This is a genomic window from Nocardia neocaledoniensis (assembly GCF_029868625.1).
Lineage (GTDB): Bacteria > Actinomycetota > Actinomycetes > Mycobacteriales > Mycobacteriaceae > Nocardia > Nocardia neocaledoniensis_A.
Genome location: NZ_JARWOJ010000314.1, coordinates 1 through 22,039, shown reverse-complemented (window position 1 = coordinate 22,039; position 22,039 = coordinate 1). Strand labels below are relative to the sequence as shown.

Below are 22,039 nucleotides of genomic sequence, written 5' to 3'. Positions count from 1 at the left end.
GCCCACCTGGTTCAGTCCAGCAGGTCCATCGTCGGGTGCGGTTCGCGCCCACGCACTTCGATCGCGCCGATGACCAGATCCGGCGGCGGCACCAGTCCGAGGTGCTCCCAGGCCGTGGCGGTCGCGACCCGGCCGCGCGGCGTGCGGGCGACCAGCCCGGCGCGCACGAGGAACGGTTCGCACACCTCTTCGACGGTGGCCGCTTCCTCACCGACGGCGACCGCGAGCGTGGACACGCCCACCGGTCCCCCGCCGAAGCCGCGCACCAGCGCGCCGAGGACGGCACGGTCGAGCCGGTCCAGGCCGAGCGCGTCGACGTCGTAGACCTCGAGCGCCGCCATCGCGATCGGGTGGGTGATCACGCCGTCGGCACGCACCTCGGCGAAGTCACGGACCCGGCGCAGCAGGCGGTTGGCGATGCGCGGGGTGCCCCTGGACCGGCCCGCCACCTCGGCGGCGGCGTCGTGATCGATCCGGACGCCGAGGATGCGGGCCGATCGTTGCAGGATGCGCAGCAGTTCCCCGGGGTCGTAGAAGTCCATGTGGCCGGTGAAGCCGAAGCGGTCGCGCAGCGGGCCGGTGAGCGCGCCGGACCGGGTGGTCGCACCGACCAGGGTGAACGGCGCGATGTCGAGCGGGATGGAGGTCGCGCCCGGCCCCTTGCCGACGACCACGTCGACCCGGAAGTCCTCCATCGCCAGGTACAGCATCTCCTCGGCGGGCCGGGCCATGCGGTGGATCTCGTCGATGAACAGCACATCGCCCTCGACGAGGTTGGACAGCATGGCGGCGAGGTCGCCCGCGCGTTCCAGCGCGGGACCCGACGTGATGCGCAGGGCGGTACCGAGTTCGGCGGCGATGATCATCGCCATGCTGGTCTTGCCGAGGCCGGGCGGGCCGGACAGCAGCACGTGGTCGGGGGTGGCGCCGCGTTGCCGCGCGCCGCGCAGGACGAGCGCGAGCTGTTCGCGGACCCGGGGCTGGCCGATGAAGTCGTCGAGCGAGGTGGGCCGCAGGCCGGTCTCGGTCTCGCCGTCGGACTGCAGGAACTGGGCGCTGAGCGCGGGGTCCTCGGTCTCGAAGGTGGGCTCGAAATCGTCGTCCATGACCTACCTGTTCTTGCCGAGCAGGCCGAGAGCGGCGCGCAGGGCCACGGAGGTGGTGGCGGCGGGCTGGTCGGCCAGGACCGTGTCGACGGCCTGTTCGGCCTGTTTCGCCGGGAAGCCGAGGCCGACGAGCGCCTCGGCGACCTGTTCGCGCACGGGTGTGAGCGGCACCTGCGCACCGGGCGGGCCCGCGGGCACCGGCACCAGGTTCACCTTGTCACGCAGTTCGACCACCATCCGCTCGGCACCGCGCTTCCCGATGCCGGGGACCCTGGTCAGCGCGGTGACATTGCTCTCCGCCAACGCCTTTCGCAGTGCTTCCGGTTCGAGGACGGCCAGCACGGCCAGCGCGAGCTTCGGGCCGACGCCGGAGACGGTCTGCAGCAGGCCGAACAGGTCGCGGGCCTCGGTGTCGGCGAAGCCGAACAGCGTCATCGAGTCCTCTCGGACGATCATCGCCGTGTACAGCCGGGTGTCCTCGCCGCGGGTGAGGCCGGCCAGCGTCGCCGGGGTGACATTGAGCCGGTAGCCGACCCCCGCGGCCTCGATCACCACATGGTCGAGCGCGATCTCGAGCACCTCGCCGCGTACCGACGCGATCACCGGCGCACCACCTTTCGTTGTTCGGCCAGCCGCTGCTCGTAGCGGCGACGGACCTCGTCCGCCTGTGCCTGCGCGGCCGCCATCCGGTCCAGCAGCGGCGCCCGCCAACAATGACAGATCGCCAGCGCGAGCGCGTCGGCGGCGTCGGCCGGTTTCGGCGCGACCTGGAGTCCGAGGATCCGGGTGACCATCGCGGTGACCTGTGCTTTGTCGGCGGTGCCGTTGCCGGTGACGGCGGCCTTCACCTCACTGGGCGTATGGAAGGCGACCTTGATCCCGCGCCGGGCCGCGGCCAGCGCGATCACGCCACCCGCCTGCGCGGTCCCCATCGCGGTGCGCACATTGTGCTGGGCGAAGACCCGTTCGATGGCGACGGCCTCGGGCTGATGGGTGTCCATCCAGTGCTCGGCCGCGTCGGCGACGGCCATCAACCGCAACGCCAGCTCCGCGTCGACCGGTGTGCGCACCACCCCCACGTCGAGCGCGACGACCTTGCGCCCCGGCCCGCTGTCGACCATGCTGAGCCCGCACCGGGTGAGCCCCGGATCGACGCCCATCACCCGCACCGGCAGCCCCTTCGAAGACACGAACAATTGTTCGAAAGTCTAGAGCATTTCTCCGCGCGGGCCGATCAGCGACACGGAAGCGCTAACCCAGCGCCGCGGTGAACACCGCGAGCGCACGGTCGTCGAACAGGACGAACCGCACCTCGTCGACACTCGGGTCGGCGGATCGCACCGTTTCGACGGCGATGCGGGCGCCGTCGTCCATCGGCCAGCCGTAGATGCCGGTGGAGACGGCCGGGAAGGCCACCGTGCGGGCGCCGAGTTCGGTTGCCACGCGCAGGGATTCGCGGTAGCAGGAGGCCAGCAGGGCGGAACGGTCCTCGGTGGCCGACCAGACCGGGCCGACCGTGTGGATCACCCAGCGCGCGGGCAGGCGGCCCGCGGTCGTGGCCACCGCCTGCCCGGTCGGCAGGCCCTTGCCGTAGCGCGAGGGGCGCAGATCACGGCACGCCGACAGGATCTCGGGTCCGCCTGTGCGGTGGATCGCGCCGTCGACGCCGCCACCGCCGAGCAGCGAGGAGTTCGCGGCGTTGACCACCGCGTCGACCCGCTGTTCGGTGATGTCCCCGCGCACTGCCTCGATTCGCGTCATCGGTCCATTGTGCTGACCGCACCGCGCCCGAAGCCACCCGATATCGGCGTACCGTCGACATCGTCGCAGATCGACGCGCCACCGAGTCGAGGAGGACCGCGCATGCCCACACCCACCGGCGAGATCGTGTCGACGCCCGAGGGCCGGGACCTGGTGATCGTCCGGTCGCTGGGGCTGCCGATCGAGGAGGTCTGGGGACGGTTGACCGACCCGGATCTCACCGAGGGCTGGTACGGCACCTGGGAGGGCGAGCCGGGAGCGGGCAACACCATCCGGGTGCGGATGCGGTTCGAGGAGGGACAGCCGTGGACCACCATGCACATCGACGACTGCACCCCGCCGCTGCGTCTCGGTCTCTCCTCGACCGACCAGATCGGCGTGTGGCGGCTGGAGGTGGCGCTGCTCGACACCGGCGCGACCACCGAGGTACGCCTGGTGCACCACCTCACCTCGGAGTACCAGCTGGCGGAGATCCCGCGGATCGGGCCGGGGTGGGAGTACTACGCCGACATGTTCGTCGCCGCCTGCACCAATACGGCGCGCCCCGATTTCGCCGACTACTACCCGGCCATGGCCGAGTACTACCGCGCGGCCTAGCCGAAACGCGCACAGCCCCGGCCGTTCCCGGCCGGGGCTGTGCGGACGTTCGCCGAACTCACTCGTCGTCGAGCTGCGCGGCCACCTCGTCGGAGATCTCGACATTGGTGTAGACGTTCTGCACGTCGTCACTGTCCTCGAGCGCGTCGACCAGCTTGAACACCTTGCGCGCGCCCTCGACGTCGACGGCCACCGAGACCGAGGCCTGGAAACCGGACTCGGCCGAGTCGTAGTCGATGCCGGCGGCCTGCAGCGCGCTGCGCACGGCGATCAGATCGCCGGGCTCGCTGATGATCTCGAAGGACTCGCCGAGGTCGTTGACCTCTTCGGCGCCCGCGTCGAGGACGTGCTCGAGGATGTCGTCCTCGGACAGGCCGTTCTTCTCGAGCGTCACCACGCCCTTGCGGCCGAACAGGTAGGCCACCGAACCGGGGTCGGCCATGTTGCCGCCGTTGCGGGTCATGGCGACGCGCACCTCACCGGCGGCGCGGTTGCGGTTGTCGGTGAGGCACTCGATCAGCACGGCGACACCGTTGGGGCCGTAGCCCTCGTACATGATGGTCTGCCAGTCGGCGCCGCCGGCTTCCTCGCCGCCGCCGCGCTTGCGGGCGCGCTCGATGTTGTCGTTGGGGACCGACGACTTCTTCGCCTTCTGGATGGCGTCGTACAGCGTCGGGTTGCCCGCAGGGTCACTACCACCGGTGCGGGCCGCCACCTCGATGTTCTTGATCAGCTTGGCGAAGAGTTTGCCGCGCTTGGCGTCGATTCCCGCCTTCTTGTGCTTGGTGGTGGCCCATTTGGAGTGGCCGCTCATGCCCTACTTCCTTCAGGTCGGTTGCGCGTCTGCCCGGGCGGACAAGCTCGATCCAGCCTACTCGGACCGCGCGCACCCGTGGACGCGGGCGTTACCGTGCCGAACGAACCAGGTCGACGAACAGTTCGTGCACCCGCAGATCGCCGGTCACCTCGGGATGGAACGAGGTCGCCACGACATTGCCCTGCCGCACGGCGACGATGCGGCCCTGCGCGGGGCCGTGCGGCACCCGGGCCAGCACCTCGACGCCGTCACCGACCCGCTCGACCCAGGGCGCGCGGATGAACACGGCCCGCACCGGCGTGTCGAGACCGGTGAAGTCCAGGTCGGTCTCGAAGGAGTCGACCTGCCGCCCGAAGGCGTTGCGGCGCACCGTCATATCGATGCCGGACAGGTGCTGGGCGTCTGGCCGGGTGTCGAGCACCTCCGAGGCCAGCAGGATCATGCCCGCGCAGGAGCCGAAGGCGGGCATGCCGTCGCGCAGCCGGGCGCGCAGCGGTTCGAGCAGGTCGAAGGCCTGCAGCAGCTTGGAGATGGCCGTGGACTCACCGCCGGGCAGCACGAGGCCGTCGACGGCGGCCAGCTCGGCTTCGCGCCGCACCAGCACCGCGTCGGCCCCACAGTGCTCCAGCGCCGCAACGTGTTCGCGCACGTCACCCTGGAGCGCGAGGACACCGATGGTCGGCCGGACGGCAACGGAGGATGCGTTCACAGGCGCTGAGCTTACGAGGCGCCTCGGTGTGCGCCCGCTCACGCCTACTTGTGGCGCGGTGTCCTGATCAGGCCCTCCTGGACGACCGCGGCGACCAGGTTGCCCGCGCGGTCCCAGATCTTGCCGCCGGTGAGTGCGCGGCCGAAACCGGCCGAGGGCGAGGACTGGTCGTAGAGCAGCCATTCGTCGGCGCGGAACGGGCGCAGGAACCACATGGCGTGGTCGAGGGAGGCGTCCTGGGTGGGTTCGCCGGGATGCGCGACCTTCGAGGAGCCGAGCAGGGTCATGTCGCTCATGTAGGCGAGGGTGCACACGTGGAACATCGGATCGTCGGGCAGCGGATGCCGGTACCGGAACCACACCTGCTGTTGGGAGACGGCGCCGTCGCGGGTGATCACCTGATCGGCGGGGACCACGCGGATGTCCCAGTGCTCCCATTCGCGCATCGCCCAGAGCCGTTCGGGACTCATGCTGACGCTGGCGTCGGGCAGGTCCTCGGGCCCGTCGACGGCGGGCATCACGTCCTGGTGCTCGGGGCCCTCGTCACCGCGGTGGAACGAGGCCGACATGGTGAAGATCGCCTGTCCGTCCTGCACGCCGGTGACCCGCCTGGTGCAGAAGGAGCGGCCGTCACGGATGCGTTCGACCAGGTAGACGGTGGGTTCCTCGGGGTTGCCCGGCCGCAGGAAATAGCCGTGCAGCGAGTGCACCTGGAAGGCCGGGTCGACGGTACGCACCGCCGAGACCAGGGCCCGGCCCGCGACCTGACCGCCGAAGGTGCGCGTCAGCTGGGACTCGGTGGCCGCACCACGGAAGATGTCCCGTTCCAGCTGCTCGATCTCGAGCGCCTCTTCGATAGTCGCCATGCGCTCGAGATTATCCCGTCGCCGACTGTCCGGTCTGCCCGGCTCGGCGCGACGGCCCGGAATTTGCTGTGATAGGCCGATGCCGTCGTTCACGCCCACCTCCCCCACGACGTTGGCCGGCCTCGTCGCCGACCGGCTGACCGGGCTGCCGGGGCGGCGCGTGCTCGCCGTCGACGGCGCCGACGCGGCGGCCCCGGTAGAGCTGGCCGATCTGATGGCCGACACACTGCGCGCGCGTGGCCGCTCGGCGGCGGTGGTCTCCCTGCACGCGTTCGTGCGGCCGGCGTCCTTGCGGATGGAGTACGGCCGGGACGACGAATGGTCCTACCGCACAGCCTGGTTCGATTACGCCGGGGTGCGCCGCGAGATCCTCGACGCGATGCGCTCGGCCGGGCGCTGGTTGCCCGCGCTGTGGGACGAGGAGCGTGATCGCTCCGCGCGGGCCTCGGTACGCGACGCCGAGGCCGACCTCGTGCTGATCCTGGCGGGGCCGATGCTGCTCGGGCGCGATCTCGACTTCGATCTCACCCTCCGGCTCGAACTGAGCGATCAGGCGGGGCTGCGGCGCACGCCGCCGGACCAGCACTGGACGCTCCCGGCCCTGCGCGCGCACGCCGCCGAGAATCCCGAGACCGCCACCTGGACGCTGCGCTGGGATCATCCGGACCGTGCGGCGCTGCGCGTCGATTGACCATGCCCGGATACACGAAAAGCCCCGGCCGTCGGGCCGGGGCTTTCGCGGGTTCGGTCAGGCGCAGGCGACCGACTGCTGACCCAGATTGGTCAACATCGTGCAGGCCCACGACTTCTGGACCTTCCACTTGCCCTCTTCGGCCACGAACGGCACATCCACCACGTTGGTCTGACCGTTGATGGTGAAGTTGGCCTTCGCGTTCACACTGTCACCGAACGAGGTCACCTCGGTGACCTGCACCTGGGCGCCGGCCTGCTGCGCGGCCACCGCGAGCCGGTTCGGCAACTCGGGATCAGCCTCACCACCCTGCACGAAATCCAGCTTCTGCTCATTGGGCACCGACGGATCCAGCGCGGTCGTGAGCTGCTGATTCAGCTCTTCGACGGTCGGCACCGGAGGCAGATTCGCGGCCGCGGCGGTGGTGGTCTTGGCACTGGTGGTGGTCTTGGCGGCGGGCTTGTCGCCCTTGTCGTCGCTGCAGGCGCTCAGGCCCAGGGCGGCGACCACGGCCAGGCCGGCGATCGCGACACGTCCGGTCTTCCCAAACTTCATCCACTCGTCCTTACGTCGGGTCGGCGTTCTCGCCCGGAGGGCGACGGCACGGACCAGCGCACACGACGCAGGCCTCGATGCCACAGCCGGGACGCTACCCAGCGATGGTGAGGAAACTCTGAGAACCGGGCCACGATGCTCTGTGATCCCGCTGACCGACCGCTCAGGCATCGTGGAGCACACCGTGATTCACGACCGGCGATACCGGCAGCTCGCCGACGCCGCGCGGCGGTCGGCGCGGGCCGGCGTGGATATCAGCGCAGGGCGTCGATCGCGGCGACCAGCCGGGCGTGGGTGCCGGCGTCGGCGGCGGCGATCAGCCCGTGCGGCGCGGTGTCCAGCGGCTGTCCTGCCAGGCCGGTGACCACGCATCCCGCGGCCCGGCAGACGGCGATCCCGGCGGCGAAGTGGACGCTGTCACTGATATCGCCGCCGGTGACATAGGCGGCACGGCGGCCCGCCGCGACCCAGACCAGGGGCAGCGAGGTGGACAACACCCGGGGATGGAAAGCCTCGATGAACTCGGGAGCGTCGAGCAATCTGGCAGGGGTGGACCAGGGAAACGGGCCGTCGAGATCGACATCCACCAGGCGGTTCTCGGCATCCGGGTGTAATCGCAGGTCGACGCCGTCGCGGCGGGAAAAGGCGCCGTCTCCCTCGGTCCACAGCACCTCGTCGGCGAACGGGGCGCCGACGGCGGCGGCGGTGACCGTGGATCCGGTCCGCAGGGCGACGTTCACCGCGACCGACGGCGTGCCGACCGCGAAATTGCGGGTGCCGCAGAGCGGATCGACCAGCCAGGTGCGGTCGGTGCCCGCCGCTCCGGTGAGCCCCGATTCCTCGCCGAGGAACCCGTCGCCGGGGCGCGCCTCGGCGAGGACGTCGAGGATGGCGCGCTCGGCCGCCAGGTCGGTCTGGGTGGCGAAGTCGTCGCCGTCCTTGGCATAGCGGGTGACGGGTGCCAGGTACGCGGAACGGATCAGTTCCGAAGCGACTTCTGTTGCGCGGATAGCGATTTCGACATCAGTGTGGTGCACCGTTGTCACGGTACGTCCGGCGCGGTAGCCGGACGGGCGTGTCCGGCACCGATCACGTCACGAAATGTGACACGTCACCCGCATCCTGTCGCCGGTCGGCGGCGGGAGTTTCCTACCGTGCCAGGTAGACGGCCAGGCCGAGCCCGGCGATGCCGACCGCGACCCGCAAGACGTTCGGCGGGATCACGCGCACCACGGGCGGCCCGCACCACCCGCCGACGAAGGCGCCCGCCCCGAGCGCGAGCGCCGCGCCCCAGTGCACCGGGCCGAACGCCGCGAATCCGACGGCGGCGACGAGATTGGCGATGCCGAGCAGGAAGCTCTTGAGAACCGAAGCGCTCCACAGCGATTCGGAGGTGCACAGCAGCATCATCGACAGGTAGATCACCCCGGCGCCCGCGCCGAAGTAGCCGCCGTAGACGGAGATGAGCAAGATCCCGATGGGCACGATCCACGGCGACTGGAGTTCGCCCACGTGGCGGCGCACGATCGGCTGCACCAGCAGTGCGAGCGAGGCGGCGGCGACCAGGAACGGGACGACGACCTCGAACGCGCCGGCAGGCGCCACCAGCAGCGCGAGCGCGCCGAGCAACCCGCCGATCGCCGCGAGCACCGCCCACCGGATCAGGGTGCTTCCCCGGTCGGCGAGTTCCCGCCCCGAATTCGCGGTCGCGCCCACGCCGACCGCCACCATGGCGACGGTGTTGGTGACATTGGCCGCGACCGGGGGCAGGCCCACGGCCAGCAGCGCCGGATACGAGACGATCGAGGCCATCCCGGTGACGAAACCCACCAGCCCGGTGAAGAATCCCGCGACGACCAGCGAGGAGAAGTCGAGCGCGGTCACAGACCGACTGTACGGTACGCCCATCCGGCACCAATGCAGGCCTCAGCTCAGCGCGGTGACCATGCGGGCGGCCAGGGTGGCGGCACGATCACGGCGGCGAGATGGGCGCGGGAGTGTCGACGGGCGCTGAGCACAGACGGCGGCGGGCGCCGTGCACACGCACGACGCCCGCCGGTCGACCTGGGTGGTCGGTGGTGTCAGCTCACCAGCCGCGCTCGGCGAGGCGGTGGGGCTGGGGGATCTCCTCGACGTTGATGCCGACCATGGCTTCGCCAAGGCCGCGCGAGACCTTGGCCAGCACGTCCGGGTCGTCGTAGAAGGTGGTGGCCTTGACGATGGCGGCGGCGCGCTGTTCGGGGTTGCCCGACTTGAAGATGCCGGAGCCGACGAACACGCCCTCGGCGCCGAGCTGCATCATCATGGCGGCGTCGGCGGGGGTGGCGATGCCGCCGGCGGTGAACATGACGACGGGCAGCTTGCCGGTCTGAGCGACCTCGCGGACCAGCTCGTAGGGCGCCTGCAGTTCCTTGGCGGCCACGAAGAGCTCGTCCTCCGACAGCGAGGTCAGGCGGCGGATCTCGGCGCGGATGGTGCGCATGTGGGTGGTGGCGTTGGAGACGTCGCCGGTACCGGCCTCACCCTTGGAGCGGATCATGGCCGCGCCCTCGGTGATGCGGCGCAGAGCCTCGCCCAGGTTGGTGGCGCCACAGACGAAGGGAACGGTGAAGTTCCACTTGTCGATGTGGTTGGCGTAGTCGGCCGGGGTGAGGACCTCGGACTCGTCGATGTAGTCGACGCCGAGGCTCTGCAGGATCTGCGCCTCGACGAAGTGGCCGATGCGGGCCTTGGCCATCACGGGGATGGACACGGCGGAGATGATGCCGTCGATCATGTCCGGGTCGCTCATCCGGGAGACGCCGCCCTGGGCGCGGATGTCGGCCGGGACCCGCTCGAGCGCCATGACGGCCACCGCGCCGGCGTCTTCGGCGATCTTGGCCTGCTCCGGGGTGACCACGTCCATGATCACGCCGCCCTTGAGCATCTCGGCCATGCCGCGCTTCACGCGGGCGGTGCCGACGGTGGTGGTGGTCTCAGGCGTAGTCACGGCTGTCTCCTGTGTCATGTGCGCCAATCAGGTCGCTCGGGATGGACACCGTCGATTCTAGAGCCGCCCCGAATCGGCCTTCATAGCCAGTTGAGGTCCACTGGCCTTGCCACGACCAGCGGCGATCCGTTTCCGGACCGCCGCTGGCCTGCTCGAGTGGCCCGGGTCTCAGTGCGTGTCGACCCGCATGGCGGCGTCCGCACGGCCGGTCCGGACGCGGTCGCCGAGGACGAACGCGGCGGCCATGGCGGCTGCCGCACTGGCACACCACAGGGCCGCGACCGGGGTTCCGGCCGCGTCGACCACCAGGCCGGCCGCCACCGGGCCCAGCACCGCGCCGAGGTTGAGCGCCGTCGTCGCCAGGGCGCCGGCGAGGCGCGGCGCCACGGGCGCGGCGGTCCGCACGATCGTCGCGATGAGGGCGGAGCCGACCCCGAACGCCACGGCGCCGGTGACGAGCGTCATGGTCACCACGCCCGTGATCGTGTGCGCGGTCACGGCGGCGAGAGCCCACACCCCGACCGATGCGGCGGTCCCGGCCGCGATGATCGTGCGGCCGTGGCGGTCGCCGTAGCGGCCGGCGAGCGTGACCCCGGCGAAGGAGCCGAGGCCGAACAGCGCGAGGACCACCGGTACCCAGCGACTGTCGGCGCCGGTGGTCCGCGCGGCGACGGCGCCGAGATAGGTGAACGCGGCGAAGGTCGCGGCGTTGACCAGTGCCCCGACCAGGACGGCGATCCGCACCTCGCGCACGCCGAGCACGGCCAGCTCCGACCGCACCGACCGTTCCGGCGCCCCGTCTCCGCTGCCGTCCCGTGGCACGAGCAGGGCCACCGGAATCAGCACCGCGGCGCTCACCAGCGCCACCGCCCAGAAGGCGGACCGCCACCCCCACAGCTGGCCGAGCAGCGTTCCCCCCGGGACGCCCGCGATGCAGGCCACGGTCACCCCGGACACGACCACCGCGGTGGCACGCCCGACCTTGACCGAGCCGACCAGCCCCGGCAGGGCGGCGAGCACGGTCGCCAGGAACCCCGCGTTGGCGATCGCCGCGAGCACCCGCGCGCCGACAAGGACCGTGAAGTCCGTGGTGACGGCGCCGACAAGATGCGCGAGGCAGAACAGCGCGAGAAACGTGCAGGCCGAACGCCGCAGCGGCCACCGGCCCGCGGTGGCCGCCATCGTCGGCGCGCCGAGCACCATGCCGACGGCGTACACCGAGGTCAGCAACCCCACGGTGCCGAGCGAGACGCCGAAGTCGGCGGCGGCGCCGGCCAGCAACCCCGACATCATGAATTCCGATGTGCCCTGCGCGAACACCGCGACTGCGAGCACGAAAACCCCGATGGGCATGAGTGATCCATTCTCCGGACAGGGACACCCCGCCACACGCGAGATGTCCGAGAGAACGCGGCGGGCAAGGAGGCCCGGCCGCGAGGAACGGCTATCCGGCGTCGCCGACGAGACGTGCCGCACCGATCCGGTGGGGCACGCACGCGCACAACGCCGCCCGGCCCGCAGGCCGGACGGCTACCTTCTGGACGCCTCCGGAGAATTCACGCCGCCACTGTAACCGGGGTGGGCCACCACGATCCAGCGGATATCGCGGCCACGGGTACCACGCCTCAGGCCCGCACCGGGGTGTTGTGGAAGCTCGTGAACAGCCACCGCCCCGCCTCGCACACCGCGACCCTGGTCTGGATCGACCGTTCGGGTCCGGCGGGCGCGTCCGGGGGCGCCGGCCGCGGTGTCATCGTGATCAGCACGGCGGTCTCGGGGGTGGGGAAACGAAGGGTGCGCCGGAGCGGTTCGGCCAGCCGGGTGCCGCGCATGAACCCGTCGAACCCGCGCTGCATCTCGACCGCCAATTCCGCACGGCCCCGGATGAATTCCCCGATGACGGAGACGAAATCGCAGTCCTCGGTGAAGGTCGCGGCGAAGGCGGCGCCGTCCCCGGCGGCCCAGGCTTCCATCTGGCGGTGAAGCAGGTCGAGCACCGCCTGCTCGGCGGTCGCGGTGTGGTCGTGTGTGCTCTCGGTTGTCATGCGCACCACGCTGGCAGCGGTGGGTCATCGGCTCAATGACCTCCGGGGTCATGGAGCCGATGACGCGGCGGGCCTACCCTGGCACGGTGAACAGTCCGGTCCGAGACAGTCCCGTCGGTGCGCTGCTGCGCGAGTGGCGACAGCTCAGGCGGTTGAGTCAGCTCGAACTCGCCCTGGCGGCCGACAGCTCGACGCGCCACCTGTCGTGCGTGGAGACCGGCCGGGCGATGCCGAGCCGAGCGATGGTCCTGAAGCTGTGCGAGACACTGGATGTGCCGCTGCGCGAACGGAATACGGTGCTGCTCGCCGGCGGTTTCGCCCCGGAGTATCGCGAGACCGGGCTCGACGACACCGATTCCGACGGCGCCCGGACCGCCTTGGCGACCGTGCTGGCCGCACACGAACCGTATCCGGCGGTGGCGGTGGACCGGCACTGGAACGTGGTCAGCACCAACCGGGCGATGGGCCTGTTCGGTGACGCCGTGCCCGCCGCGTCCGACGGCAGACCCGCCAACGTCTACCGCCTCGCCCTGACGCCCGACCCGCCGGACGCCCAAGTCCGCATGGTCAATTTCACCGAGGTCCGCACTTATCTGCTCGAACGGCTGCTGCGCCAGGTCCGGGCCACCGGCGACCCGGTCCTGCGCGCCCTCTACGACGAGGTCAGCGCCTACCCCGTCCCACCGGACGACTCGGCGTGCTCCGCCCCGATCCCGGTCGGCCCGTTCGCGGTCCCGCTGCGCATCGACACCCCCGCCGGAGAACTCCGCCTGTTCAGCACCATGGTCACCTTCGGCGCCCCGGCCGACGTGACCCTCGCCGAACTCGCCGTCGAACTCTTCTATCCCCTCGACGACCACACCGCGACCACCCTGCGCGCTCTCGACGCGACCGCACCCTACGACTGGTCGACCCCGTTGCGTCCCGATGTCCTCGCGTGACCACCTTGGACAGCCGGTAGGTGGCAGGCGGCCCTGAGCAGCCTCAACGCCACGAGGCCGTCATCGTGGGAATTGCTCGTCTAGTCCGACTCGTGGTCGAATTCGACGTGTGCCTGATCGGCGCCGCGCAGCTGCGCCACGTGTCGCGCTTCCTCGCGCAATGCGGTGCGGAGCGCGGAGCGCAGCGGCGCGAACAGCGTGACGGTGACGGTCAGGGTGCGGCCGTGCTTGCGGGGCCGCCAGGTGCCCGCGATGGCGCCGTCGGCCAGCACCGCGCCGGGCGCGCCCACCGATTTCCACACCGCGCGTTGGTGTTTCAGGTCGACGATCGTGGCGCGGTCCCGCATCTGGGTATACGGATCGCCAGGGGGCAGCAGTCGTACCCCGTGGACGTCGGCCCATCGCAGGTCGTCGGCATGTTCGGTGAGGATCCAGGTCCGGCGCCCGTCGACATCGACGGGCGTGAGTTCATCGGCGATCGCCTCCCACCAGGGCTGCGCGTCCCTGCTGCCGATCCCGACCCAGGCGGCGAAATCCTTGCGGGTCGATGGCCCGTAGCAGCGCAGGTACCGGCGCAGCAGCGCGGCGCGCGCTCGGCCGGGATCGGTCTCGGGCAGCGGATCGCCCAGCCATTCGTCGAGCAGGACGAAAGGCGCCGAGTTCTCGCTGCGCGGCGCCAGGCACAGGAGTCCGCGCAGTGTCAGGATCCGCAGGCAGAAGTGGACGACGGCCTCCCCCAGCGGTTGATTCGCGCCGTAGGGCCCCGGCGCCTCCCACGCCGCCCGGCGCGCCCTGGTCAGCGTGCCCGCGACGCGTGCGGCGATCTCCGCGCCGAGTTCGGTGACGGCCAGCGCTCGACCCGACAGCGCGGGTCCGGTCGCCTCGGCGGTGCGGTCGACGACCTCGTCCAGGCCCAGATCCAGCGTGCGCAATGCCTGTTCGACGCCGCCGATGAGGTGCAACCGCCCGTCCTCGGTGGGCGGCAGGACACCGGTGGTGAAGACGGGCGCGTCGGCGGTCGGGAAGAAGAACGGCGCCCCGCGCAGGCTCCAGGTCTGCAGCAGCGACTTCTCGTCCGCCACCAACCGGTCGACGTGCTCCGCCGTGACGTCGCGGGCCCTGGCGTGCAGGGCGAGCAGCGCCGACCCGGGTGGACTGTTCTGCACCGCGCACGCGGCCGCGACCGCGAGGAGATCGCCGGCAGGGCGTCGAGTGGTGAGGTGGTGCGCGCGCAGCCGAAACCCGATCACCTCGCCCGCCGACACGGTCGCCGCGCTGTTCCGTCCTGTCACCGAACGCCTCCCGACCGTCGCTTCGGTACCGATCCTTCGTCCGCCCGGATGACGGACCGGGCGACCCGGCCGAAAGGCTACGGCCGATACCGGGCGCGACGAGTCAGGGTCGTCGTCTGTGCGTGCCTCCGGTCCCGCGCGGACGCGGCACCGATATCGTCGAGCTCTCAGCGGATCGAGCGTACGACGGGTTCGGTGTCGTCGGCCGCTGCCGCCACGGCCTCGGCCAGCAATTCGTCGAGGTGGTACGGGTAGACCGCCTCGTCCTGCGCGTCGAGCGCGCGGATGTCGGCGGCGGTGCACCAGCGGTGGTCGGTGATCGTGCGCCGCTCGAGCGCGGTGAGATCGGCCGGGCGCCATTCGAACCGTGGGGCCCGCAGGACGAAGAACAGTTCCTCGGACCGGATGATCTCGCCGTTGAACGGGAACACCGCCACGCGCCGCCACACCGGACCGCGCAGGGTGGCCGGGTCGACCCGCTGGCCGGTTTCCTCGTAGACCTCGCGCACGGCGGCCTCGCGCAAGCTCTCCCCCGGCTCCACGCCGCCGCCGACGGTGAACCAGAACGCCACCTCGGGCAGCACCGGATCGTGGCCGCGCAGCAGCAGCACCCGGTCCTGTTCGTCGAGCAGCACGACCCGCGCCGAGGTGCGGGTGGTGTGCACCTCCAGCCCGGTCGACGCGGCGGGCGTGGCCCGCTCGGTGATCTCGAAGTACTCCGGCAGCGGCGCGGTACCGCCCAGGTGCAGGACCCGGACCGGCCTGCGGGTACGCAGGGCGAGGGTGTCGCGCACGGCGTCGTTGTGGAAGCGGCGCGCGATCAGCACCCTGGCCTCGGCGTCGGCGAGTTCGGCGACGAGCTGTGGGCGCAGCTGATCGATGTCGACGAGCGACAACGCCGCGGAGAGCTGGTTCTCGACGGTCTCCCGCTCCCGCCGGTCGGCACGCTCGGCCCGATCGGCCAGCGACGCCAGCTGGGCGGCCTTGTCGGCGCGGTGCGGATCGGTGCTCACCGGACCGCCGATGGCCATCGCCACCGCCCGCGCCACCACCGCGCGCCGGGCGAGCGCGGCGTCGAGGGCCTGCCAGGACTGATCGGAGCGCACGTGCAGGCGGTCGAGCCGGTTGGCGGTGGAGTAGGCCCACACGCCGAGGGCCAGCACGAGCAGCGCGATCAGACCGAGGACGAGGACCGTCGTCGCGGAGAAGGTGATCATCCGGCGGCCCTGACGCGGTTGTCGCCGACGGTGACGGTCTCGTAGACCCGCAGGATCTGCTCGGCCACCACGGGCCAGTCGTACTCGGCGACCACCTGCGTCGCGGTGCGGACCAGTCGCTCGCGGGTCTCGTCGTCGGTGAGCACGCTGTCGATCGCGGCGGCCAGCGCGGCGGAGTCGCCGATCGGGGTGAGCAGGCCCGCGGTCCCGTCGCGCAGCACCCGCCGGAACGCGTCGAGTTCGCTGGCGACCACCGGCGTGCCCGCCGCCATGGCCTCGATCAGGATGATGCCGAAGCTCTCCCCGCCGAGGTTGGGCGCCACGTACACGTCGGCGCTGCGCAGCGCGGCGGCCTTCTCGCTGTCGGAGACCTGGCCGAGAAAGCGCAGGTGCCCGGCGTTGCCGCCCGCCTCCCGGCGCAACCGGTCCTCGTCACCGCGCCCGACGATGAGGATCTCGACGTCGGGATAGCGGGCGACCAGCGTCGGCAGCGCGCCGAGCAGCACGTCCATGCCCTTGCGTGGTTCGTCGTAGCGGCCGAGGAACAGCACCGTCTTGCCCGCGCGCGGATATCCGTCGAGCAGCGGTCCGCGCGCGAAGGCCGAGACGTCGACGCCGTTGGGGATCTCCACCGCGTCGGAGCCGAGCGCCTCGACCTGCCAGCGCCGTGCCAGTTCCGACACGGCGATCCGGCCGCTGATCTTCTCGTGGTACGGCCGCAGCACGCCCTGAAAGGTGCTCAGCACCAACGACTTCGTGGTCGAGGTGTGGAAGGTGGCCACGATCGGGCCCTCGGCGATCTTGAGGGCCAGCATGGACAGACTCGGCGCGTTGGGCTCGTGGATGTGCAGCACGTCGAAGTCGTTGCTGTCGATCCAGCGCCGGATGCGGGTGTAGGCCATCGGGCCGAACGAGAGCCGCGCCACGGACCCGTTGTAGGGAATGGCCACCGCGCGACCGGCCGACACCACGAAATCGGGCAGCGGGGTGTCGTCGGACGCGGGCGCGAGCACGCTCACCTTGTGACCGCGTTCGAGGAAGACCCTGGCCAGCTCGACCACATGGGCCTGCACGCCGCCGGGGACGTCGAACGAGTACGGGCAGACCATGCCGATCCTCACCGCACGCCACCCGACTGGTTGGCCGCGATCCGGGCCAGCCGTTCCGGGGAGAGGTCGGCTTCCCACAGCGGTTGCAGCATGTGCCAGTCGGCCGGGTGCTCGGCGATGTTCGCGGCGAACCGGTCGGCCAGCAGCTGCGTCGTCGCCGCGACGCCACCGGAGACATCCAGTGGCGCACTGGTTTTCAGGCCCCAGCCCTCGGTGCCGTCGGGCTCGGTGGTGAACCAGGCGTGGACGGGCTGCAACGACGCGCCGGTCTCGATGGCCAGCTTCGCCGCGCCGGCAGGGAGCCAGGTGCGCTCGCCGAAGAAGTCGACGGGCACGCCCTTGCCGGTCAGGTCACGCTCCCCCATCAGACAGACGATGCGGTTCTGCCGCAGGCGCTCGGCGAGCGCCGCGAACGGAGGTTGCTCACCACCGGTCAGCGGGAACACCTCGAACCCGAGGCTCTCCCGGTAGGCGACGAACCGCTCGAACAGCGATTCCGGCTTCAGCCGTTCCGCCACCGTGGTGAACGTGGCGTAGTGCTGTACCAGCCAGACGCCCGCCATGTCCCAGTTGCCGGAGTGCGGCAACACGAGGATCACACCGCGCCCGTCGTCGAGGGCCGCGTCGAGATGTTCGAGACCGCCGACGTGATAGTCGATCGTGGTGTGGTCCATGCTGGGCAGCCGGAACGCCTCGCGCCAATACCGGGCGTAGGAGCGCATGCTGGCGCGCAACAGGTCCTCGGGCACCTGCTCGGGCGGCACACCGAGCACCCGGGCCAGGTTGCGCCGCAACTGCACGGGCCCGCCGTCCTTGACGGCACGATCGGCGCCCAAGTCGAACACCTTGCGCACCAGGCCTTCCGGCGCCGAACGCACGAGCCGCCAGCCCGCGGCGTATCCCCAGTCGCTCAGCCGTTCGGTGAGGGTCACGGCGCCGATCCTTCCGCCGGATCCGGCGCGGGCGCCGCGGCGGGCGGGATGACGACCCGCGCGCCCGGCGAGTTGCGCACCGCCAGCACCCGCTGGAACACCGTGACGATGCTGAGCACCGCCAGCACCCACATCGCCACGTACACGGCCCAGGTGAGCCAGTCGATGCCCCAGTGCCCGCCGATGCCGGTGAGCCCGGCGCCGACCAGCACGATGACGAGCCGGTCCGGGCGCTCGATCAGCCCGCCGTCGGCCGAGAGGCCGCTGGCCTCGGCGCGTGCCTTGGCGTACGAGATCACCTGCGAGGTGACCAGCACGACCAGCGTCGCCGCGAACAGCGACTTGCTGTGCTCGTGGTAGACCGCCCACCAGGCCAGGCCGCCGAAGATCGCGCCGTCGGCCACCCGGTCGCAGGTGGCGTCGAGGACGGCGCCGTACTTCGTGCCGCCGCCACGTGCCCGCGCCATGGCGCCGTCGAGCATGTCGAACATGACGAACAGCCAGATGACCATGGTTCCCCAGAACAGATGTCCGGACGGGAACAGGGTCACTGCGGCGGCGATCGTCGCGGTGGTACCGATCAGTGTCATCGCGTCCGGGGTGAGCCCCGTCCCGACGAGCGCTTTGCCCAGCGGCGCAGTCGCTTTCGCAAACGTCTGGCGGCCGAAGAAGCTGAGCACGGTTGTTATTCCTCCCACGCCTCCGCCAGCAGCTGCCGCGTCTCGCGCAACAACTGTGGCATCACCTTCACCCCACCGACCACGGTGATGAAGTTCGCGTCCCCACCCCAGCGCGGCACGATGTGCTGGTGCAGGTGGTCGGCCAGCGAACCACCGGCCACCCCGCCGAGGTTGAGCCCGACATTGAACCCGGCGGGCCGCGAGACCCGCTTCATCACCCGGATGGCCTGCTGGGTGAAGGCCATCAGCTCCGCGCTCTCCGCGGTCGTCAGGTCCTCCAGGTCGGCGACCCGGCGGTACGGCACCACCATCATGTGCCCCGGGTTGTACGGGTACAAGTTGAGCACCGCGTAGACCAGTTCGCCGCGGGCGATGATCAGGCCGTCCTCGTCCGACATCTTCGGGATGTCGGTGAACGGGTGGCCGGTGGCGTCCTTGGGCTTCACCTCGCCGGTGATGTAGGACATCCGGTACGGCGTCCAGAGTCGCTGCAGCCGGTCCGGCTGGCCCGCCCCGTTGTCGACGATCGACCCGGCTTCCGGGGCGAAGCTGTCACTCATGAGGGAACCGCCGCGGAGACCACGTCGAACCCGTCGGCGGTCGGCGAGGTGTTCTCCCGGTTGCCGATCCAGGCCAGGACGGTGGCGACGGCGTCGTCGACCGGCACGCCGTTGACCTGGCTGCCGTCGCGGAACCGGAAGCTCACCGCGCCCGCCTCCACGTCGCGCGCGCCGGCGAGCAGCATGAACGGCACCTTCTGCGCGGTCTGGTTGAAGATCTTCTTCTGCATCCGGTCGTCGCTGCGGTCGACCTGGGCGCGCACGCCCGCGTCGCGCAGCCGCTCGATCACCGCGTCCAGGTGCGGGGCGAAGTTCTCCGCGACCGGGATACCGACGACCTGCACCGGCGCGAGCCAGGCCGGGAAGGCGCCGGCGTAGTGCTCGGTGAGCACGCCGAAGAACCGTTCGATCGAGCCGAACAGGGCGCGGTGGATCATCACCGGACGCTGCTTGGTGCCGTCGGAGGAGGTGTATTCCAGGTCGAACCGCTCGGGCAGGTTGAAGTCGAGCTGGATGGTCGACATCTGCCAGGTGCGACCCAGCGCGTCCTTGGCCTGCACGGAGATCTTCGGGCCGTAGAACGCGGCGCCGCCCGGATCGGGCACGAGGTCGAGGCCCGAGGCCGAGGCGACCTTCGACAGGGTCTCGGTGGCCTCCTCCCACAGTTCGTCGGAGCCGACGAACTTCTTCGGGTCCTTGGTGGAGAGCTCGAGGTAGAAGTCGTCGAGCCCGTAGTCCTTGAGCAGCGACAGCACGAACTGCAGGGTGGTGGTGAGCTCCGCGTGCATCTGCTCCTTGGTGCAGTAGATGTGCGCGTCGTCCTGGGTCATGCCGCGCACGCGGGTCAGGCCGTGGATCACGCCGGACTTCTCGTAGCGGTACACCGAGCCGAACTCGAACAGCCGCAGCGGCAGCTCACGGTAGGAGCGGCCGCGCGCGCGGAAGATCAAGTTGTGCATCGGGCAGTTCATCGGCTTGACGTAGTAGTCCTGGCCGGGTTTCCGCACGGTGCCGTCGTCGTTGAGTTCGGCGTCGAGGTGCATGGCCGGGAACATGCCGTCGCGGTACCAGTCGAGGTGACCGGAGACCTCGAACAGATGGCCCTTGGTGATGTGCGGAGTGTTGACGAACTCGTAGCCCGCGTCGATGTGGCGCCTGCGCGAGTACTCCTCGAGCTCCTTGCGGATGATGCCGCCCTTGGGGTGGAACACCGGCAGGCCCGAGCCGAGCTCGTCGGGGAAGCTGAACAGGTCGAGCTCGAGCCCCAGCTTGCGGTGGTCGCGGCGTTCGGCCTCGGCCAGCAAATGCAGGTACTCGTCCATCGCCTCGGTGGACTCCCAGGCGGTGCCGTAGATGCGCTGCAGGTCCTCGCGGTCTTGGTCACCGCGCCAGTAGGCGGCCGAGCTGCGGGTCAGCTTGAAGGCGGGGATGAACTTGGTGGTGGGGATGTGCGGGCCGCGGCACAGGTCGCCCCAGATCTTCTCGCCGGTGCGCGGGTCCAGGTTGTCGTAGATGGTCAGCTCGTTGCCGCCGACCTCCATGATCTCGGGGTCGTCGATGCCGGACTTGTCGCTGATCAGCTCGAGCTTGAACGGCTCCTCGGCCAGTTCGACCCGCGCCTCGTCGATCTCCACCACGCGCCGCGAGAAGCGCTGCGCGCCTTTGACGATCTTCTTCATCCGCGATTCCAGCTTGGCCAGATCCTCGGGGGTGAAGGGCCGGTCGACGCGGAAGTCGTAGTAGAAGCCGTCCTTGATCGGCGGGCCGATGCCGAGCTTGGCGTCGGGGAACTCCTGCTGTACGGCCTGGGCCAGCACGTGCGCGGCCGAATGGCGGATCACGCTGCGGCCGTCCTCGGTGTTCGCGGCGACCGGCTCGACCTCGACGTCGGCGTCCGGAATCCAGGACAGATCCTTCAGCGCGCCTTCGGCGTCGCGGACCACCACGATCGTGTCGGGCCCCTTGGTCGGCAGCCCCGCTTCCCGCACCGCCGCGCCCGCGGTAGTCCCCGCCGGCACCCGGACGAGGGCGACTGGACTGATGGGTGCAGAGGTGGTCACGGGAATGCTCTCCTTGACGTCGGTGGGCGTGGGTCTTCCCACGCGTGCACGATCCTACTGGCGGCCCGCCACCGCGCGATTTCCGGTCGCGCGGATCAGGCTTCGGCGAGCAGGGCCGCGCGCTCGGCGGCGGGACGCTTCGGGCAGCTGGTGCACATCTGGCAGCCGGGCACCTCGTAGACCAGGCAGCAGGAGATCCGCTTGACGAAAGTGCGCTCGCCGACGGTGACGAAGCGCGGCGCGGGCAGGCGCCCGCCGACCTCCGCGGCCAGCCGTGTCCCGGCCTCGCCCGCGCCCGCGTCGAGCGCCCGATTGCCGATCGCGTCGGCGACCACGGCCCACAGCGCGGGCACGCCCGCCCCGGACACGGCGGCCACCTGGTGGATCACGGCGGTCAGGGTCTCGCGCAGCGCGACGGCCACGGCCTCGGCCGCGTCCGGCGCGCTCGTGGACCGGAAGCGCACGTGTTCGACGCCGCCGTCGGGCCTGACCTCGCAGTCGAGGTCGTCGAGCGCGGCGATCGGGGCGGGCGCGCCCGCCGCGTAGGCGCGGGTGATCTGCTCGACCAGCGCGGAGGCGACCATGCACCACCACAGCGTGCCGCCGACGCGGGCGGCGTCGGTGCCCCAGGCGCGGCTCATCTCACCGATCCGGGCCGAGATCCACGCGGGATCGGTGAGCAGGCGTCCGGGGACGGCGCTCACGACATCAGGGGACTGCGCAACCATGGCCAATCGACTCCGATCCACCCTGCGACCATCGAAAACGTGCCGAGCAGCCACAGCGTCACCACGACGAGGGCGAAGGTGGCCACCGCGCCGAGAATCCGGATCGTCCAGCCACGGGAGGTGTACCAGTCCATGACGATCCGGTACTTGCCCCGCACCCAGGTGAGGGTGTGGTGGGCCCAGACGAACTCGGTGGCCAGGATGCCGAATCCGGCGAACACCAGCGCCCAGCCGGGTCCCGGGTACGGGATCGTGACGATCCCGACCAGCAATACCAGCCCACCGACCACGCCGACGGCGATCCGGTAGCCGAGGTTCAGGGTAGGGCGGTGTTCGATCCCGGCGCGGAAGGCGCGCCAGCGCTCCGTGAAGCCCCCCCCCCCC

The 22,039-nt window shown here is 70.8% G+C and carries 25 protein-coding genes; 3 read left to right on the top strand and 22 right to left on the bottom strand.

The window, feature by feature from the left end:
• Window positions 1-11: 11 nt before the first annotated feature.
• The 4 genes from ruvB to QH270_RS23495 form a co-directional block, all read right to left on the bottom strand.
• On the bottom strand, window positions 12-1,106 hold the full coding sequence (gene ruvB, locus QH270_RS23510; RefSeq protein WP_280346227.1) for a Holliday junction branch migration DNA helicase RuvB: 1,095 nt from the start codon (window positions 1,104-1,106) through the stop codon (window positions 12-14).
• A 3-nt stretch (window positions 1,107-1,109) separates the two neighbouring features.
• A complete protein-coding gene (gene ruvA / locus QH270_RS23505; RefSeq protein WP_280346225.1) occupies window positions 1,110-1,709 on the bottom strand; it encodes a Holliday junction branch migration protein RuvA in 600 nt (199 codons plus the stop codon).
• Window positions 1,706-2,275, bottom strand: a complete 570-nt coding sequence (gene ruvC / locus QH270_RS23500) for a crossover junction endodeoxyribonuclease RuvC (protein ID WP_280346237.1) — start codon at window positions 2,273-2,275, stop codon at window positions 1,706-1,708. The genes ruvA and ruvC overlap by 4 nt, the downstream gene beginning before the upstream one ends.
• An 82-nt stretch (window positions 2,276-2,357) precedes the next feature.
• A complete protein-coding gene (locus QH270_RS23495) occupies window positions 2,358-2,867 on the bottom strand; it encodes an O-acetyl-ADP-ribose deacetylase (RefSeq protein ID WP_280346224.1) in 510 nt (169 codons plus the stop codon).
• Window positions 2,868-2,969: 102 nt separating this feature from the next.
• Between QH270_RS23495 and QH270_RS23490 the strand changes: the two genes are divergently transcribed.
• Complete coding sequence (locus QH270_RS23490) at window positions 2,970-3,464, top strand: SRPBCC domain-containing protein (protein ID WP_280346223.1); 495 nt, start codon at window positions 2,970-2,972, stop codon at window positions 3,462-3,464.
• A 58-nt stretch (window positions 3,465-3,522) separates the two neighbouring features.
• Here the strand turns inward: QH270_RS23490 and QH270_RS23485 are convergent, their stop codons facing one another.
• From QH270_RS23485 to QH270_RS23475, 3 genes are all read right to left on the bottom strand, one after another.
• Complete coding sequence (locus QH270_RS23485) at window positions 3,523-4,278, bottom strand: YebC/PmpR family DNA-binding transcriptional regulator (RefSeq protein ID WP_232999677.1); 756 nt, start codon at window positions 4,276-4,278, stop codon at window positions 3,523-3,525.
• 91 nt (window positions 4,279-4,369) lie between these two features.
• Window positions 4,370-4,990 carry a pyridoxal 5'-phosphate synthase glutaminase subunit PdxT gene (gene pdxT / locus QH270_RS23480; protein ID WP_280346222.1) on the bottom strand — a complete coding sequence of 207 codons (621 nt, stop codon included), beginning with the start codon at window positions 4,988-4,990 and terminating at the stop codon, window positions 4,370-4,372.
• 44 nt (window positions 4,991-5,034) lie between these two features.
• A complete protein-coding gene (locus tag QH270_RS23475) occupies window positions 5,035-5,856 on the bottom strand; it encodes an acyl-CoA thioesterase (RefSeq protein WP_280346221.1) in 822 nt (273 codons plus the stop codon).
• Between the two features lie 79 nt (window positions 5,857-5,935).
• Between QH270_RS23475 and QH270_RS23470 the strand changes: the two genes are divergently transcribed.
• Window positions 5,936-6,547, top strand: coding sequence for a hypothetical protein (locus tag QH270_RS23470; protein ID WP_280346219.1), 612 nt, complete (start codon window positions 5,936-5,938; stop codon window positions 6,545-6,547).
• A gap of 57 nt (window positions 6,548-6,604) precedes the next feature.
• Here the strand turns inward: QH270_RS23470 and QH270_RS23465 are convergent, their stop codons facing one another.
• The 6 genes from QH270_RS23465 to QH270_RS23440 form a co-directional block, all read right to left on the bottom strand.
• On the bottom strand, window positions 6,605-7,102 hold the full coding sequence (locus QH270_RS23465) for a hypothetical protein (protein ID WP_280346217.1): 498 nt from the start codon (window positions 7,100-7,102) through the stop codon (window positions 6,605-6,607).
• A gap of 254 nt (window positions 7,103-7,356) precedes the next feature.
• Window positions 7,357-8,139, bottom strand: a complete 783-nt coding sequence (locus QH270_RS23460) for an inositol monophosphatase family protein (protein WP_280346215.1) — start codon at window positions 8,137-8,139, stop codon at window positions 7,357-7,359.
• Between the two features lie 112 nt (window positions 8,140-8,251).
• On the bottom strand, window positions 8,252-8,986 hold the full coding sequence (locus QH270_RS23455) for a sulfite exporter TauE/SafE family protein (RefSeq protein WP_280346213.1): 735 nt from the start codon (window positions 8,984-8,986) through the stop codon (window positions 8,252-8,254).
• Window positions 8,987-9,188: 202 nt separating this feature from the next.
• A complete protein-coding gene (gene pdxS / locus QH270_RS23450) occupies window positions 9,189-10,109 on the bottom strand; it encodes a pyridoxal 5'-phosphate synthase lyase subunit PdxS (protein ID WP_186817437.1) in 921 nt (306 codons plus the stop codon).
• A 150-nt stretch (window positions 10,110-10,259) separates the two neighbouring features.
• Complete coding sequence (locus QH270_RS23445) at window positions 10,260-11,444, bottom strand: Cmx/CmrA family chloramphenicol efflux MFS transporter (protein WP_280346211.1); 1,185 nt, start codon at window positions 11,442-11,444, stop codon at window positions 10,260-10,262.
• A gap of 272 nt (window positions 11,445-11,716) precedes the next feature.
• Window positions 11,717-12,136, bottom strand: coding sequence for an SgcJ/EcaC family oxidoreductase (locus tag QH270_RS23440; protein WP_280346209.1), 420 nt, complete (start codon window positions 12,134-12,136; stop codon window positions 11,717-11,719).
• Window positions 12,137-12,222: 86 nt separating this feature from the next.
• On the opposite strand from QH270_RS23440, the gene QH270_RS23435 reads away from it, so the two are divergent.
• Entirely contained in the window at window positions 12,223-13,077 is an 855-nt protein-coding gene (locus QH270_RS23435; protein ID WP_280346208.1) for a helix-turn-helix domain-containing protein, read from the top strand.
• A gap of 80 nt (window positions 13,078-13,157) precedes the next feature.
• Here QH270_RS23435 and QH270_RS23430 read toward each other — a convergent pair whose 3' ends face one another.
• From QH270_RS23430 to QH270_RS23390, 9 genes are all read right to left on the bottom strand, one after another.
• The gene (locus QH270_RS23430; protein WP_280346206.1) at window positions 13,158-14,369 is read right to left on the bottom strand and encodes a winged helix DNA-binding domain-containing protein; all 1,212 of its coding nucleotides are present in this window, start codon (window positions 14,367-14,369) and stop codon (window positions 13,158-13,160) included.
• 167 nt (window positions 14,370-14,536) lie between these two features.
• A complete protein-coding gene (locus tag QH270_RS23425) occupies window positions 14,537-15,583 on the bottom strand; it encodes an NUDIX hydrolase (RefSeq protein WP_280346236.1) in 1,047 nt (348 codons plus the stop codon).
• Entirely contained in the window at window positions 15,583-16,707 is a 1,125-nt protein-coding gene (locus tag QH270_RS23420) for a glycosyltransferase family 4 protein (protein ID WP_280346204.1), read from the bottom strand. Before QH270_RS23420 ends, QH270_RS23425 begins: the two co-directional genes overlap by 1 nt.
• Window positions 16,704-17,627, bottom strand: coding sequence for a phosphatidylinositol mannoside acyltransferase (locus tag QH270_RS23415; RefSeq protein ID WP_280346202.1), 924 nt, complete (start codon window positions 17,625-17,627; stop codon window positions 16,704-16,706). Before QH270_RS23415 ends, QH270_RS23420 begins: the two co-directional genes overlap by 4 nt.
• Window positions 17,624-18,307, bottom strand: coding sequence for a phosphatidylinositol phosphate synthase (pgsA, locus tag QH270_RS23410; RefSeq protein WP_280346201.1), 684 nt, complete (start codon window positions 18,305-18,307; stop codon window positions 17,624-17,626). The genes QH270_RS23415 and pgsA overlap by 4 nt, the downstream gene beginning before the upstream one ends.
• 5 nt (window positions 18,308-18,312) lie before the next feature.
• Complete coding sequence (locus QH270_RS23405) at window positions 18,313-18,867, bottom strand: HIT family protein (RefSeq protein WP_280346200.1); 555 nt, start codon at window positions 18,865-18,867, stop codon at window positions 18,313-18,315.
• Window positions 18,864-20,927, bottom strand: a complete 2,064-nt coding sequence (gene thrS, locus QH270_RS23400) for a threonine--tRNA ligase (protein WP_280346198.1) — start codon at window positions 20,925-20,927, stop codon at window positions 18,864-18,866. The genes QH270_RS23405 and thrS overlap by 4 nt, the downstream gene beginning before the upstream one ends.
• A gap of 95 nt (window positions 20,928-21,022) precedes the next feature.
• On the bottom strand, window positions 21,023-21,631 hold the full coding sequence (locus QH270_RS23395) for a (2Fe-2S)-binding protein (protein WP_280346197.1): 609 nt from the start codon (window positions 21,629-21,631) through the stop codon (window positions 21,023-21,025).
• Window positions 21,628-22,039, bottom strand: a 412-nt coding sequence (locus tag QH270_RS23390) for a TIGR02611 family protein (RefSeq protein WP_280346195.1), incomplete at its 5' end; no start/stop codon positions are given. The genes QH270_RS23390 and QH270_RS23395, both read right to left, overlap by 4 nt.